Genomic DNA, 13,584 nt, shown 5'->3' on the forward strand with positions numbered 1-13,584 from the left:
AAAAGCATCCCCTTTGTAATATGTATTACATTTAAAATGCATGCTTATTCTAATAAATCATAAAGTTCCTGTTCTGTTTTCAATTCATTCACAGCTAAAAAGATAAGTCCTCGAAGTTTCCATTTCTTTCGCATAGTAGTTAAACGATTATATGCTTTGTCATCCTTGACTCCATAACCATACAGAAGATTCATAGTGTCGGTATTATTTAGATCTAACGACTCTGTTAGTGCTGCAAGATCGAAAAAAGGATTGCCATATCTGACTTCTCCGAAATCAATAATATTGATTTTATATTCGTCCATCAATAAATTCCATACACCTAAATCTCCGTGAATAATTGAAGAATTATCGGATGTATAATTTTTATAGTCTTTATACTTTTGTTCAATGAGCTTTTTGATGCCAGCAGACTTTATAATATGGATTAACTGCTCTTCATTAAATCTGTCCGGTACGTCAGTTAATTTTAAGTTTGACAAGGCAGAATGCATAGTTTTTACAGCTTTACCAAGTTTAAAATAGTCCAGGTCAGTTTTCTTAATATCTTGAGTGTCTATATAAGTCAATAAAATATAAAAAAGACCCCCATGTCTAAAGTAAATGCTGTTATTCACTGTATAAAGAGGTCTCGCTGATAAATTCACTTTAGACAGAGTTTCCAGACAATAAAATTCATTTGTAGCACTTTGTTCATTCAAATGAGATTTCAATATGTATGAACCGGAATCACTAATTATTTTATATATATCAGAAGTTTGGCCATTTCCATGAGGTTGGAGACCTTCTATTTTAATTCCATATACTTCCTCGATGAATTCTTTCATAGCTTCCTCCTGCTATAAATTATTTTTCTTCCGGTTCAATGTGACTCATATAAATATTTGCTTTCTGCTCCCTGTCAAATCCCTATCTCTTTCTCGCAATTAAGTTGATATGCAAGGCAGACGGATAATCTATTTTATCAACTGTTAAGCCTGCATCTTCAGCGTATTGGCGGAGTTCATACTCGAAAGGGTATTGTTCTGAATCATCCCATTCTTCTCTGTATTTTTCTTTAGCGTCATCCATATCGCTTTTATTATTAAAGCCAATATCTAACAAATTCAAGGTGCCGCCTTGTTTTAATAATCTGCTGACTTCTTTGAGTGCATCTTCTCTTTTCGATAAAGACACTTCATGGAAGCTGAAGCTCGATGTGATTAAGTCAAAATAATCACTTTCAAATGGAATATTATTAAAATCTCCTGTTTCCACTTTAATAGATGGAAACTTCTTTTTAGCCTCTTCAAGCATTTTCGGTGAGATATCAACCCCGTATACATTTTTGGCATCTTTAATATATTCAGCAATGAAATTTCCTGTACCGATGCCAATGTCTAAAACATTTCCAGCTGCTTCAGGGTAATTCTTATATGCTTTTTTTATGCTGTGACGATAACCGGTTAAAGGACCGCCGATGTCATCAATTTCTTCATCATAAGTCCCTGCCCAGTCGTCAAAGAGTTCTGTAATGCTTCTCAAAAAATCCACCCCTTTTTCCTGAGTACGTTTAAAACGTAACACCAATTTTCCTTACATCCATTATAGCAAAGTATTTTTTGAATTTTAAGACTATGAAGCATGGCCTTAGATTTATATACTGGTTAATAAGAGAGATTGTTCTGGCAAAATTTAAGGATGATTCTTATCAGGTAAAAACTCGTTTATCCACCTGGTTGAGTATCAGAAGCCATTGTGGAAGAATCTTATATTTTTTAGGGATTATTTAAATAATAATGAATATTCACGTCATCGGTATTTAAATATTAAAGAGGAGTTTCTAAGAAGCAATTCTGAGGGGATAAGGGAATACACAGATTATAAAGAAGCATTTGTTAAAGAAATAATCGATAAAAGAACTTAAACACATCGGGAATATAGAAAATTTTATTTGGGGGACTGCTCATGAAAAGAGTACTGGCTATTAGTGATATTCATGGAGAGTTAGAACTTTTTGACAGCTTGCTGGAAAAGGTGAACTACGATGCAGACGAGGATCAGTTAATTCTCTTAGGAGATTATGTTGACAGGGGCCCAAACTCTAAAGGGGTATTAAATAGAGTGAGTGAATTAAAGAGAAATGGTGCCATTGTCTTGAGAGGTAATCATGACGAGATGATGCTGAATGCTGTGAACGGAGTACCTGAAGCTCTGGAACGCTGGGAAAGAAACGGTGCGCTTATGACACTCAAAAGTTATGATTCGTCTATAGAGAGTGTAACTTTGTCAGCTGGAGCTGAATTTGAGAAACATATCTCTCTTATAAGGGAGATGGATTATTACTACGAAACAAAAGATTATATTTTTGTCCATGCAGGCGTCAGTCCGGATACACCTGTTCAGAAAACTGATCCGCATACCTTCCTATGGATTAGAGAATTATTTTATGAAAAATACTCAGGGGACAAAACTGTGATTTTTGGTCATACACCAACATCAGTCATCCGGCAGGAAAAGAATCATGATATTTATTTTGGAGAAAATAATATTATCGGTATTGATGGAGCAGCGACCTATGGCGGGCAGCTCAATTGTCTGGAATTGCCTGGTAAGAAAACGTACTCTGTGGCGAAAGGGGTGTAATTGTGACCTGTATTCGAATTAAAGAAATAGATGCTAATAATATAAATGAAGTAAGAAAAATCAGCGTAAAAAAGTATCAAAGGTTTTTCATCGAAACGGTGGATGAATGTCTGGAAGAAGCGGCAATCTATAAACAATGGTGTCCTGTTGCCATTTATGATTATGATGAAATAGTCGGTTTTGCCATGTATGGTGCTTTCGGTAAAAACCCTGATACGTGGATAGACAGAATTATTATAGATGAGAAATATCAGGGCAAAGGTTTCGGAAAGCTTGCTATGAAAGAGTTAATCAAGATTGTTACAGAAAAATATAATGTAATTACAGTTTATCTGAGTTTTGTGGAAGGTAATGATGTTGCTCGTAAGTTGTATGAAAATCTGGGATTTAACTTTACAGGTGATTATGACCCTGAAGGTGAACTAATTTATAAGTTTAACTTAACAGAGGATTTCAAATAAAAGAGTGGAGCTATATTGTTTACAGCAATTGATTTAGATTATATACAAATTTTATTACCGATAATATTTTTCACGATAGTTCTTTTATTTGTAAGTAATTCATCATTATTCAATCCCCACAATAACAATGTTAAAAAATCACCTGCGAACTCCTCTTTTAATGCGATTGATGCTCAGCTTAATGACGATTTTAGAAGAAGTCAGAAGTGGGAGTATGAACAAGTTAAAGACATTACTGCAAAGTATTTAGAAATGGAAGGAGAAGTATATATCGGTACTGATGCACCTGCCGGCACATGGGTATACCCTGGCTTAAGCATGATAGAAGAACTGAATGAATTTAAATCTTTTAACTTAGATGCTTTTGACATACTGAAAAAATCAACAGTAGAAGCGAAATCAATTACCGGAGAAGATGATAGTTATCTGCTTCTTAATGGAAATCCTATTGAACAGTTCGAAAATATACTGGATATCAACACAGTTTTCGTAGATGGAAAAAGTTTTAAACACTCGGAAATTGCAAATCATATTATAGAAGCAGAAGAAATGATGATGATGTTTGAAGAAGTTGAGAAAAAGTATGAGATATTGTAGAAGCTAATATAAATTTCGGAGGAATTATTATGGGGATTAGAAACTTAAAGTAAGTTCGTTTTTTCTCATATTAAATAAAGTCTTTTTTTTATCAGTGTCTAATTTATAGGCTCCATTTTATAATAGTCTCCTCTTTAATTTTATATAAAATAGTCCTCATTAAAACAAATGAAGATATTCTTATGAAGAGAATGAGTATGTATTCTCATACTGAGATGATTGATTCTATAAAAGATTTATGTTTATAAGACGTGGAGAGAGGTATATTTTAGCATGTATCTAAATATTATTTAGAATGGAGTGTTATTACATGAAAGCAGTCACTTATCAAGGACATCAGAAGATGAAAATGGAAAAAGTTGAAGATGCTAAGATTATTGAATCAACTGATGCAGTTATAAAGATAACAGCATCTGGGATTTGTGGTTCAGATTTACATTTATATCATCAAGGTGATTTATTCATGGAACCTGGTTTTGTCATTGGACATGAACCGATGGGTATTGTTGAAGAGGTAGGAAAAGATGTAAAAAAACTAAAGAAAGGAGATCGTGTGGTAATACCTTTTAATATTGGGTGCGGGGACTGTTTCTACTGCAATAACGACATGGAATCTCAGTGTGACAATTCTAATGAAACACCAGCGAACTGGAAGTTAGATAATGGTGGACTATTCGGTTTTGGTAACCTTCATGGTAATCACTGGGGAGGACAGGCAGAATACTTAAGAGTACCTCATGCTGACTTTTCTTCATTTAAGGTTCCTGATAACAATCTAAAAGACGAGCAAGTTTTATTCTTATCAGACGTTGTACCTACTGCTTACTGGAGTGTAGAACACTCAGGCGTTAAACCGGGAGATACAGTCATTGTATTAGGTTGTGGTCCTATCGGTTTAATGGCTCAGAAGTTTGCGAAACTAAAAGGTGCAGAGAGAGTGATTGCGATTGACAATGTACAGCATCGTCTCAATCATGCCAAAAAGTACAATGGTGCTGAAGTGTATAACTTTGATGAAGAACAAGAAATAGGTAAACTTCTTAAAGAAAAAACTCGAGGCGGCGCAGATGTTGTTATTGATTGTGTAGGAATGGATGGACAGCAATCGAGTCCAGAACAGGAGCTATCTGAGAATTCTCAACAACGTGGAACAATAAGTCCTATACTTACTGCTACTGAATCAGTTAGAAAGTTTGGGACAATACAGCTTACTGGTATCTATGGATCACCTGCTGATAATTTCCCTATAGATTTAATATTTAACCGTGATATTACAGTAACAAGTGGACAGGCTCCTGTTATTCATCTAATGCCTAAACTTTACGAAATGATTAAAGATGAAGTATTTGATCCTACAGAAATTATTACACATACTTTCCCGCTTGAAGAGGCAGAAGAAGCTTATAAAGTATTTGATCAGAAGAAGGATAACAACATCAAGGTTGTATTTAAACCAGAATAGAGTATAAAAACTTTTGTTCCTGATATTAGATTATTGGATAATATTAGAGGAGATAGTTTATCTCATTAAAAAATAAAAGGAACATCATGAGCACTAAAGTGAAACCCGTGTCAAGGACACTTTAAAAAAGAGCGCTTGTATTTTTTAATGACACCGCTCTGCCAGTTCTTAGGAGAGAAGGAGATATGACAATCACCCACGCTCGATATCGAGCGTGGGTGATTGTCATTTAAGCTGTGGGCTGTCCTGAAGATCTCTGCTGGGAAGCCCCCTGCCTGCAGCTAATACTAAAGTAATAACTGTCAGCGGGTGCACACTGAGTCCATTACCTATAACATTAGGCGTAATTAAGTTACCTTCAATTTGCTGCGCGATAAGTATAATAATTGCTGCATACACCGCCATTATTGGATTCTGGAACAGGGCATTAATGATTTGATTCTGAATTGCGGTTGGCATATGTTCACGCTGAGTCAGGAAATACTCTACGTAACCTTCCACAGTATTAATAATTTCTGATGGATTACTGATAAGCAAGTTTACCTGCTAAGTGACGATAGGCGCGAGAAGAATGTAAAACAGGTAAATAAGTAAACCCATTAAAGCGAAAATAATAATGATAGCTGACCACTTGGAGGATTTGTGTTTATCAGGAAAGTGAAAATAGATCTGGTTAAATAAAAAAGCAAACCGCCGATGAGAAGCGTCACGAATATAGTCTGTATAACGGTAAAGATTGGTGAGAAAAGACCTTTGCCGGTTTGATTCTTTTTTGAATAAAAAGTTCTAGTTATCTTACTTCTATTACTCTTTAGAACCATAAACCCTGCACTCATTATAAGCAGAACTCCTACTGTACTGAATAAAAATGTGTTCCCTGGTCTGGCTTCAGCATTATAAATTAGAAGTCCTGCACCAACGAACATCAATAGCTTAAATATAATATTCATAGAATTTCTCCCTTTATATAATATGTACATTCCACGAATCATCATAATAAAACTCCGACAAGGTATCTGAATCCATCACCCGGAACATCTCATCAAAATCATTCGCCAGATGATAGGTGCCGAGCTGATATTTATCAATCCATAAAACTTCGCCTTCCTCAGAAGAACGCAGATTTCCAGAAAACTGATTTGTTTTATACATTAAGACAATGTATCTTTCATCGTCCTCAGTCTGAAATTGCTTCGTACCGCAAATTTGAGGATTTTTAATAACCAGGCCGGTTTCTTCAAACACCTCACGAATCACCGAATCTACAAAAGACTCATTCTTCTCAACTTTTCCACCGGGAAAAGTAACACCTGGCCAATTACTGCTGACACGATCCTGGATTAATATTTGCCCCTTATCATTTTCAATCATACACATATTGGTGATTATCGCTTTTTCAGCTCTAGACATGGTGACCTCCGTTATATAGCTATAGTTTTAGAATTTAATAGGATAAATGAATAATTTACAAGGTTTGTTACAATATAATCATAGCAAACTATGAAACGGATTTCAGAATGAAATCGTATTGAAAAAACTTTAAGGAGCGTTCATTTGAAGAAACTTTCGATGTTATTATTATCGTTAACTCTACTTTCGGCATGCAGCAGTAATAAAGTGTCTGAGATATCCGAAAGCTCTGTTGATATATTATCGGAGTCACTTACAGAAAAACCAGAGCATGGTGATATATTTCTGATACAGAACGAAGCAGGAGAAAGAATTATATACGCATATATTGAAAAAGACAGTGAAGTTGACGTGGAGGAAGCGGATGATAGCGTTATGAATATAAGATTTGACGAGCCGGAAGAAAGCGATGATTTTATTTTATACACTATAGCACTTGAAAATGATATAGAGAATCAAACTTTAAATTTTTATCTCAATGGAGAAGAAACATCTGTGGAAGTTATTTATGAATCGTAAATATCATCTGTCAGGATAAATTTGTAGTAACAAATGAAAAAGCAAAGGAGGGCAAACATGATACTGCTGAATATATTCTTTCTTATACTTGTCATAGCCGGTCTGTTTTTATTTGCCCATGGATTAAGCACCAATGGTAAACTATCAGTACTTTTCGGTTCACTTTTTGTACTTGTACCCTTAGTCTGGCTGACTATCGGAAATGAGTTTATAGCACTCGCACCAATTCTTGCACTTGTAATAATATATGTACTTCAGCGTAAAAGTGTAATAAAACCGAAAGAAGTATAGAACTCTATTGAAACTATCGGGAGGGAATAGAGATGAATAACTTTATTGTGTTTGCAATCAGTATCATAGCAATTTCAATTCTCGGATATTTAGCTGTAAGAAGTACAACAATACAAGATGAGGAAACATATAAAAACTATATCTATTTAGCGGGAGTGCTGTTTTTAGATGTAGTTATAGTAGGAATCGGATTTTATTTTTATATGAATTAACAAACTAAATTATTATGAAAGACTTGCGGTTGGTTAAAAGGATATAAAGGATGAGGAGATATGACTGTTAAGGTAAAAAGGAAACTGTGGATTTTTAATTCATTTATACCTGCTAGAATAAGATTTAATAATGAATCAGTCGGTACACTTTACGGTTCGCAGGAAATAGAAATCCCGATGCAGGAAAGTGAAGGAGAACTAAAATATTATCAGCCTGTAGGGCGTAATGATCAGCTGCAGGTTAAAAAAGAAGATGTAGTACAAGTAGAAGAGTCACTATTAGGTAAAGTGCTGGGAATTCTACTCGTAACATTCCTGCTCTATTTACTAATGAGAGGCATTGGAATCATTGATTTTACGAACCATTCTAATTATGAACAGTTGTTCAATATTGAAAAGATTCTGCTTAGCATTTTATTTGTTATTGCCGTAATCTCACTATTTTTCAAAACAAATAAATTAGTATTGTTGAACAGGTAAAACAAAACAACTATCCCCCCAACTCGAAAAATCGGATTGAGGGATTAATTTTAAAAGAATACACTATATGAAATCATTGTATTTCAACATGAGTTATGCATTTTAAGGAGCTAGTTCCATTCGACCAGTAACCAGTAAGAAAAACACAATGAACCAAAAAATAAAGAGTGATGATGAAAGTATTAAAGATATGAAGGGAATAATGTTTTTTTCGGTTCTTTTCATAAGTCCAATGATGGATAATATTATGCCAGCAGCAGTAAAGAAGAAAGTTACATAATCTCCAGTTAAGCTTCCAATGTTAGCTATTCTTGTAGGTGTTACAAAAACAATGAAGAAACAAATAATTCCTATTATTAAAGAACTATAGCTAATTACACCATGTTTTTTTGAAATATTTAATTCGCTTTTCAAATAAACACCTCTTTCTATCAAAAAATTCAGTTTTGTATAAATATGTCTATTTTTAATCCTCTCTATTTTTTAGCAATTTTGATCCCACCCAGATAGGTGACATTAAGTATGCTGCAATTAAAGAATAATTTTTAATTAAAAAATGTTTATTATGTGTTTTCTCACTAGCTTCTATACTCACCAAAGGGAAAGTGAAAATTGAAATGAAAAAGTAAATACTCAAAAGAATATAGGGAAATTCTAAAAAGCTTCCTTCGTGTGAGGTGATTACCGTATCAATAATAACTATGTAAAACATAAAGAAGAAAATTCCTATGATAAAACTTAATAATTTCATCACTTTATCTTCCATTTTAAAACTCCTAGCTTAGCTTAATTTTCATTTACCCATTCAATTATCTTCTGACTCGACTCTTCAACGGTTAAGTGAGTCACATCCAGCTTGAGATATTTATCTTCCTGAATTTCATTATCATATGAATTCAGTCTATGCTTTTCAGCAGAATTCGTCAATTCAGCATGGGAAAACTCAACATTTCTTTTAGAAGGTTTCTTTTCCAACCTGTACTCAGTCGTATTTCTTCTGATCCGCTCTTCAAGATCAGCTGCGAGTTCCACAAAATAAATATCGTGAGATTCCTTATTAAATATTTTTTTAAGTGTGTTTATATAATCCCAATCCTCCTGCATATCAAAAGCCCAGACAAAGGTAAAGATTATTCCAGGATGCGAGTCATCTTCGACAATATGTTCAAAAATTCCCATCCGGATTTGATCTGATAATCTGAACGTATCCTTATTCCAGCCGATATACGGCCAAATCGCATCGAGCGTCACATGATTGTGCAAGAGCGGAAGATTAAACGCTGTACCGACCTTTTCGCCTATAGTCATCTTGCCGACAGCCTGCGGACCAAATATCAATATTATCTTCATAAGTACATCCCCCTGACACGTGTGTTATTAGGAGTTTACCATATATAAAATGTGATAAGATAAGTATAAATACATAAATAGAGAAGAGTGTAATAACGAAGGGGATAAGGGATATGAATAATGGGACGGTTATTATTTTATATGTACTGCTCACGCTCAACACGTTACGTTACGGCACTTACATTCTGGAAGACAATTCAAGCACATACTACATTGCGATGTTCAGCTTGAACATTCTGGCATTGCTATTCACGATTGTTTACAGAAACATTAAATCAAAGAAAAAAACAGAAGCGAAAATTGCGAAATAATGCTTTAGAGGGGAAAAAGCATGGAAATTATTGTTAAAAGAAGAACATGGTTTCTCGGCTGGCTGATGCCTATCAGTATAAAGTTTAATGGGAAAACAATCGGATCTGTTGGCGGATACCAAACAAAAACTATGGAGATACCAGAAGATTCAGGTACATTAACATACGAGCAGCCCTTGGACCGCACTGATCGAATTGAAGTCAAAGACGGTGATGTGGTATTAGTTAAAGAAACAATAATAAATAAAATTTTTAACATAGTTTTTGTTGTATCAATGCTATTTTTTATAGTGAGCAACAGTCTGAATATATATACTGAAAGCTATCCTTATCCCTCAGATTTTTTACGGATTAGCGGTATAGCAGTCACCATAATATTTGTTGTATTTATAATCATCTCCTTTTTCTTCAATTCATATAAATTCGTAATAGAAAATAATTCATCTAAGGAGTAGTTCATAGTGGGGACATTTATCGCAATATTATTTGCAGCTTTCGTATTTTATTTTGTTATCAAGTATGCAGTCAGACAAGCATTGATTGAAGCTAAAGTGAACGAGTCTGAGTTAAGCGCACAAGTCAGAGCAAATAATTTATTCAACCAGATACAGAATATACAATATGAAATTACTGCAGGTACGAACTCTAATGAAGTGAAGTTGAAAGCGAAAGAAATTTACGATACCAGTTTTGATGTTTTAGTCTCTGACATGGCAGATGAAGAGAAAGTCAGACAACTTAAAATTAAAGAAAACGAAATGAATATGTTCAGGAGCGAGGATAGGATATGAATCAATCAAAAGATCCTGAATACATTGATCCCGCCAAGTTACGATCTAAGAATAAAAGACAGCTTGCAGAGCCTATGAGTAAGGCTGATACAGCATTCGGACTATTCGAGATAATATTCTATATACCGCGTTTAATTATGCAAGTGTTCAGATGGATATTTAATTAAAGAATGAATAAGGCTAAAAAATGATACAGATTTCTTAAACAGAAGATTTTTGTGTCGTTTTTTTATTTGTTTTACATTTGATATACAAATTAGCAATTTTCGGCCTGTCGAATCATGACCGCAATTTAAAATAAAAGAAATGAGAAGGATTTATGTAGGAGTGAGAAGAACGTATATGAAAAAATTCATGAAACACTATATAAGACACCTGAGATAATAAAATTATTTATTGTCTTCTGTTTATTCATCTACTTTCTTATGGGCATCGTCCCGGCACGTGAAATATTAGCTATTCCATTATTAACGGACTTGGGATTGGTATTCTTTCGGGGATTTATATGAAACCAAAAAGTAAGAAGGAAGATAAGTAAAAACATTTAACAGCATGGAGATGGTACAGGTGTCTTGATCTGTACCTTCTCCTGTATTTTAAAGGTGAGTCAGGTTCAGCACATCTAATGTCGCTGTCATAAGAGATGTTCTTGCATCTATGTCATTGCCATGCTTTTGCACTTTAAGAATTTTACCATTATGCATATATTTGCCGTTGTACTTTTCAGGGAATTTCACAGCCATTACTGTCGAAAAACTGCCTTCTTCCGCAGTAAGAAAGTAAGGTGTCAGTACTTTATAGACCAGGTTGCCGAATCGTTCATTTTTCGGTGTTTTTCCTAAGTTAGTCGACACTGCCCCAGGGTGTACAGCCGTCGTTTTTAACCCCTCTTCATGATACGAATCGTACAGGGTCTGCATCAGATACAAAGTCCCGAGTTTCGACTGGCCGTAGTTCGTCACGGGGTTAAATTTTCTTCGTTTAAAGTAAGGTGCTTTTAACGGCGCGAATTTATACCCATTGGAAGAAACAACAACGACCTGTTTTGTTTCGCTGTCAAGAACAAGCGGCAGCAGCAGGTGTGTCAGATAAAAATGACCGATATAATTTGTCCCCATCATCATTTCAAAACCGTCTTTCGTTTCCTGTTTCGTTAAAGATACAATGCCCGCATTTAATATTAAACAATCTATTGAATCATATTTTTCTTTCATTTTATTTGCTGCAGATTCTATTGATGACAACTCGCTCAAATCGCAGTGAATCACATCTATCTTAACAGGTAATTTTGTTTCTATTTCCTGTTTTAATACTTCTCCTTTGTTTAAATTACGGACAAGAAGAACGATTCTGTCAAACTGGTTAGCAAGTGCTAAGGCTGTTTCTCTTCCGATGCCTGATGTTGGTCCTGTAATTGCCATTATATTTTCGCGCATTTAATCACCCTCTGCTGTAAGTTTAAGTAATAACTTAATACCCTTACAGTCAATATAAACACACTTATGTAAAAATAAATAATCATATAATGCTGCGCAAACGATATTAAATTAGAACAGGAAATCAGCTTTGGCAAATCAGAATTTGACGAATGGCTGGCTTCATCGAATTATCAATTAGTTGAAGCACCACGTGTTTTATTTACGACTATGAATGATGAAAGATAAGATTAGGCCTGCAGTGAAATTTGGATTCCGGTAAGAGAAGTAAAAATACAGTAACTAAAAAACCTTCTGACTTAATTGTCAGAAGGTTTTACTATATAGTCATCGTAGTTTTTCTCTTTTTTATTGCCGATGATTGTAATCAGAATAAAGGCAGACGCATAAATTGCCAGCAGTATAGACATCGTATAATTATGATTCTGTGTTCCATCGTATATAAAGCCGATTACAAACGGGAACAATCCGCCGAGAATACAGCCGCCGGTCTGCATCATAGCTGTCCATGAGTTCGCTCCGTCTGCCGTTACAGTTTCATCGAGCGGCAGCATCAATGCTGCTGAGTACAACCCGCCAAGCGGAATACCCATCATAAAGGCGCCGATCCACATCAAGGTGTGGTCTCCGGTCCAGAATAAGAGAGTTGCAATCGTCCCTGATACGAGAATGAAATAAATCCAGTTTCTGCGCGCCGGATATTTCTCCATCATTATCGGCAGCAGCAGGTTGAAGACAACCTGTACAGACATGACTGCGCTTAAGAGCATGCCGCCCTGAATCATCGTCATACCGTTTTCCACTGACATCGGCACAAGCCATGTAATTGTTGAGAAATAGAGAGCCGCCTGCAGTGCGTAAAACAACATGAACAGATATGGTGTTGTCTGCTTCCACGGAGAAGGGAAGTTGTATTTCACTTCAGAAACATTCTGTTTAGGCAGCTTGCTGCTGGCGCCTGTTTTTAAGACAAAAGCAACAACCAGAACTCCGAATAAACCAAACACTGACCAAATCGCGAGGGCGAACATGTAGGAGTCTGAAACTTCAAAGAAAATGCCTGTAAGGGCTGCACTGGCCGCAGATCCCATACTCATAAAGAAGGTTGAAATACCAATTGCAATCGCTGCGTGCCCCGGGAAATATTTCTTAATCACAGCAGACATTGTCGGTCCGAGTACTGCAATAGCCAGACCGATTAAAAAGGCAGTGATTAAAAGTGTTGAGAAGCCCGGCAGAAATCCGCGGACCGCAGTAGCAAGGCCGAGCACTGCCAGCATAAGTATCAAAGTAAATTTAGAACCGTATTTTTTATTAAGTACAGTGGCTAGTGATGCAAAAATTCCCATACATAAAACGGGAACAGTCGTAAGAAGACTGGCTTGTGCATTAGACAATGATAAGGAAGTGCGAATCGAATCCATTAGAGGACCGACTGATGTAATGCCGAGGCGGAGGTTTAGTGAAATGGCAGCAATGACAAAAAGCAGCAGAAAAGTATTTTTATTATAAATTTTACCCAATTCTTATCCTCCCGAATTTCATATTATTCATATAGTAATACTTATGATACTATTAGACGTGATATACATAAAATATTAATAAAATTACTTAAAATAACTTTTTTCATATACTTGAG

21 protein-coding genes and 1 pseudogene are annotated in these 13,584 nt (G+C 35.3%); 12 read left to right on the forward strand and 10 right to left on the reverse strand.

The features are described from left to right. Positions 1-44 precede the first annotated feature (44 nt). Together DFR63_RS00145 and DFR63_RS00150 are read right to left on the reverse strand one after the other, a co-directional pair. Positions 45-827 (reverse strand): phosphotransferase, encoded by a 783-nt coding sequence (locus tag DFR63_RS00145; protein ID WP_115883759.1) that lies wholly within the window; start codon positions 825-827, stop codon positions 45-47. An 82-nt stretch (positions 828-909) separates the two neighbouring features. After that, positions 910-1,524 (reverse strand): class I SAM-dependent methyltransferase, encoded by a 615-nt coding sequence (locus tag DFR63_RS00150; protein WP_162842239.1) that lies wholly within the window; start codon positions 1,522-1,524, stop codon positions 910-912. A gap of 211 nt (positions 1,525-1,735) precedes the next feature. On the opposite strand from DFR63_RS00150, the gene DFR63_RS12040 reads away from it, so the two are divergent. The 5 genes from DFR63_RS12040 (at position 1,736) to DFR63_RS00175 (ending at position 5,145) form a co-directional block, all read left to right on the forward strand. Further along, positions 1,736-1,906: a GrpB family protein gene (locus DFR63_RS12040; RefSeq protein WP_162842240.1), complete on the forward strand. Its 171-nt coding sequence runs from the start codon at positions 1,736-1,738 to the stop codon at positions 1,904-1,906. Positions 1,907-1,947: 41 nt separating this feature from the next. Further along, positions 1,948-2,625, forward strand: a complete 678-nt coding sequence (locus DFR63_RS00160; protein ID WP_115883762.1) for a metallophosphoesterase family protein — start codon at positions 1,948-1,950, stop codon at positions 2,623-2,625. A gap of 2 nt (positions 2,626-2,627) precedes the next feature. After that, positions 2,628-3,086, forward strand: a complete 459-nt coding sequence (locus DFR63_RS00165; protein ID WP_115883763.1) for a GNAT family N-acetyltransferase — start codon at positions 2,628-2,630, stop codon at positions 3,084-3,086. A gap of 15 nt (positions 3,087-3,101) precedes the next feature. Next, on the forward strand, positions 3,102-3,683 hold the full coding sequence (locus DFR63_RS00170) for a hypothetical protein (protein ID WP_115883764.1): 582 nt from the start codon (positions 3,102-3,104) through the stop codon (positions 3,681-3,683). A 310-nt stretch (positions 3,684-3,993) separates the two neighbouring features. After that, the gene (locus DFR63_RS00175; RefSeq protein ID WP_115883765.1) at positions 3,994-5,145 is read left to right on the forward strand and encodes a zinc-dependent alcohol dehydrogenase; all 1,152 of its coding nucleotides are present in this window, start codon (positions 3,994-3,996) and stop codon (positions 5,143-5,145) included. Between the two features lie 273 nt (positions 5,146-5,418). Here DFR63_RS00175 and DFR63_RS12045 read toward each other — a convergent pair. The 3 genes and pseudogenes from DFR63_RS12045 to DFR63_RS00190 all read right to left on the reverse strand — a co-directional run. Continuing rightward, positions 5,419-5,571, reverse strand: a pseudogene (locus DFR63_RS12045) (AI-2E family transporter); the annotation flags it as partial. Positions 5,572-5,744: 173 nt separating this feature from the next. After that, the gene (locus DFR63_RS00185; protein WP_147302180.1) at positions 5,745-6,095 is read right to left on the reverse strand and encodes a hypothetical protein; all 351 of its coding nucleotides are present in this window, start codon (positions 6,093-6,095) and stop codon (positions 5,745-5,747) included. 13 nt (positions 6,096-6,108) lie between these two features. Next, the gene (locus tag DFR63_RS00190) at positions 6,109-6,555 is read right to left on the reverse strand and encodes an 8-oxo-dGTP diphosphatase (protein ID WP_115883767.1); all 447 of its coding nucleotides are present in this window, start codon (positions 6,553-6,555) and stop codon (positions 6,109-6,111) included. Between the two features lie 144 nt (positions 6,556-6,699). Between DFR63_RS00190 and DFR63_RS00195 the strand changes: the two genes are divergently transcribed. Genes DFR63_RS00195 through DFR63_RS00210 form a run of 4 tightly spaced genes read left to right on the forward strand, consistent with a single transcriptional unit; the run spans position 6,700 to position 8,057 of the window. After that, the gene (locus DFR63_RS00195) at positions 6,700-7,074 is read left to right on the forward strand and encodes a hypothetical protein (RefSeq protein ID WP_115883768.1); all 375 of its coding nucleotides are present in this window, start codon (positions 6,700-6,702) and stop codon (positions 7,072-7,074) included. A 57-nt stretch (positions 7,075-7,131) separates the two neighbouring features. After that, positions 7,132-7,365, forward strand: coding sequence for a hypothetical protein (locus tag DFR63_RS00200; protein WP_115883769.1), 234 nt, complete (start codon positions 7,132-7,134; stop codon positions 7,363-7,365). 32 nt (positions 7,366-7,397) lie between these two features. Then, positions 7,398-7,577 carry a hypothetical protein gene (locus DFR63_RS00205; protein ID WP_115883770.1) on the forward strand — a complete coding sequence of 60 codons (180 nt, stop codon included), beginning with the start codon at positions 7,398-7,400 and terminating at the stop codon, positions 7,575-7,577. A gap of 60 nt (positions 7,578-7,637) precedes the next feature. Continuing rightward, positions 7,638-8,057: a hypothetical protein gene (locus DFR63_RS00210; protein WP_115883771.1), complete on the forward strand. Its 420-nt coding sequence runs from the start codon at positions 7,638-7,640 to the stop codon at positions 8,055-8,057. Between the two features lie 102 nt (positions 8,058-8,159). On the opposite strand, the gene DFR63_RS00215 is transcribed toward DFR63_RS00210, so the two are convergent. From DFR63_RS00215 to DFR63_RS00225, 3 genes are read right to left on the reverse strand one after another with little or no spacing between them, the layout of a single operon-like run. Continuing rightward, positions 8,160-8,471 carry a hypothetical protein gene (locus DFR63_RS00215; RefSeq protein ID WP_115883772.1) on the reverse strand — a complete coding sequence of 104 codons (312 nt, stop codon included), beginning with the start codon at positions 8,469-8,471 and terminating at the stop codon, positions 8,160-8,162. Positions 8,472-8,523: 52 nt separating this feature from the next. Next, a complete protein-coding gene (locus DFR63_RS00220) occupies positions 8,524-8,823 on the reverse strand; it encodes a hypothetical protein (RefSeq protein WP_115883773.1) in 300 nt (99 codons plus the stop codon). Between the two features lie 20 nt (positions 8,824-8,843). Next, positions 8,844-9,407 carry a DEAD/DEAH box helicase family protein gene (locus DFR63_RS00225; protein ID WP_115883774.1) on the reverse strand — a complete coding sequence of 188 codons (564 nt, stop codon included), beginning with the start codon at positions 9,405-9,407 and terminating at the stop codon, positions 8,844-8,846. 113 nt (positions 9,408-9,520) lie between these two features. Here DFR63_RS00225 and DFR63_RS00230 point away from each other — a divergent pair, with 113 nt between their 5' ends. Genes DFR63_RS00230 through DFR63_RS00240 form a run of 3 tightly spaced genes read left to right on the forward strand, consistent with a single transcriptional unit; the run spans position 9,521 to position 10,509 of the window. Further along, on the forward strand, positions 9,521-9,718 hold the full coding sequence (locus tag DFR63_RS00230) for a hypothetical protein (protein WP_115883775.1): 198 nt from the start codon (positions 9,521-9,523) through the stop codon (positions 9,716-9,718). A gap of 20 nt (positions 9,719-9,738) precedes the next feature. Further along, a complete protein-coding gene (locus DFR63_RS00235; RefSeq protein WP_115883776.1) occupies positions 9,739-10,173 on the forward strand; it encodes a hypothetical protein in 435 nt (144 codons plus the stop codon). Between the two features lie 6 nt (positions 10,174-10,179). Beyond that, the gene (locus DFR63_RS00240) at positions 10,180-10,509 is read left to right on the forward strand and encodes a hypothetical protein (RefSeq protein WP_115883777.1); all 330 of its coding nucleotides are present in this window, start codon (positions 10,180-10,182) and stop codon (positions 10,507-10,509) included. Positions 10,510-11,105: 596 nt separating this feature from the next. Here DFR63_RS00240 and DFR63_RS00245 read toward each other — a convergent pair. Continuing rightward, entirely contained in the window at positions 11,106-11,945 is an 840-nt protein-coding gene (locus DFR63_RS00245; protein WP_115883778.1) for an SDR family NAD(P)-dependent oxidoreductase, read from the reverse strand. 299 nt (positions 11,946-12,244) lie between these two features. Next, positions 12,245-13,468: an MFS transporter gene (locus tag DFR63_RS00250; protein ID WP_115883779.1), complete on the reverse strand. Its 1,224-nt coding sequence runs from the start codon at positions 13,466-13,468 to the stop codon at positions 12,245-12,247. Between the last annotated feature and the right edge of the window lie 116 nt (positions 13,469-13,584).

This window comes from Jeotgalicoccus halotolerans, from assembly GCF_003387165.1.
In the GTDB taxonomy this organism is placed as follows: Bacteria; Bacillota; Bacilli; order Staphylococcales; family Salinicoccaceae; genus Jeotgalicoccus; species Jeotgalicoccus halotolerans.

Coding starts and splice junctions, on each gene's coding strand:
- DFR63_RS00190 (WP_115883767.1), bottom strand. CDS start 6,555: ATGTCTAGAGCTGAAAAAGCGATAATCACCAATATGTGTATGATTGAA.
- DFR63_RS00235 (WP_115883776.1), top strand. CDS start 9,739: ATGGAAATTATTGTTAAAAGAAGAACATGGTTTCTCGGCTGGCTGATG.
- DFR63_RS00220 (WP_115883773.1), bottom strand. CDS start 8,823: ATGGAAGATAAAGTGATGAAATTATTAAGTTTTATCATAGGAATTTTC.
- DFR63_RS00200 (WP_115883769.1), top strand. CDS start 7,132: ATGATACTGCTGAATATATTCTTTCTTATACTTGTCATAGCCGGTCTG.
- DFR63_RS00245 (WP_115883778.1), bottom strand. CDS start 11,945: ATGCGCGAAAATATAATGGCAATTACAGGACCAACATCAGGCATCGGA.
- DFR63_RS00225 (WP_115883774.1), bottom strand. CDS start 9,407: ATGAAGATAATATTGATATTTGGTCCGCAGGCTGTCGGCAAGATGACT.
- DFR63_RS00175 (WP_115883765.1), top strand. CDS start 3,994: ATGAAAGCAGTCACTTATCAAGGACATCAGAAGATGAAAATGGAAAAA.
- DFR63_RS00230 (WP_115883775.1), top strand. CDS start 9,521: ATGAATAATGGGACGGTTATTATTTTATATGTACTGCTCACGCTCAAC.
- DFR63_RS00160 (WP_115883762.1), top strand. CDS start 1,948: ATGAAAAGAGTACTGGCTATTAGTGATATTCATGGAGAGTTAGAACTT.
- DFR63_RS00205 (WP_115883770.1), top strand. CDS start 7,398: ATGAATAACTTTATTGTGTTTGCAATCAGTATCATAGCAATTTCAATT.
- DFR63_RS00145 (WP_115883759.1), bottom strand. CDS start 827: ATGAAAGAATTCATCGAGGAAGTATATGGAATTAAAATAGAAGGTCTC.
- DFR63_RS00185 (WP_147302180.1), bottom strand. CDS start 6,095: ATGAATATTATATTTAAGCTATTGATGTTCGTTGGTGCAGGACTTCTA.
- DFR63_RS00210 (WP_115883771.1), top strand. CDS start 7,638: ATGACTGTTAAGGTAAAAAGGAAACTGTGGATTTTTAATTCATTTATA.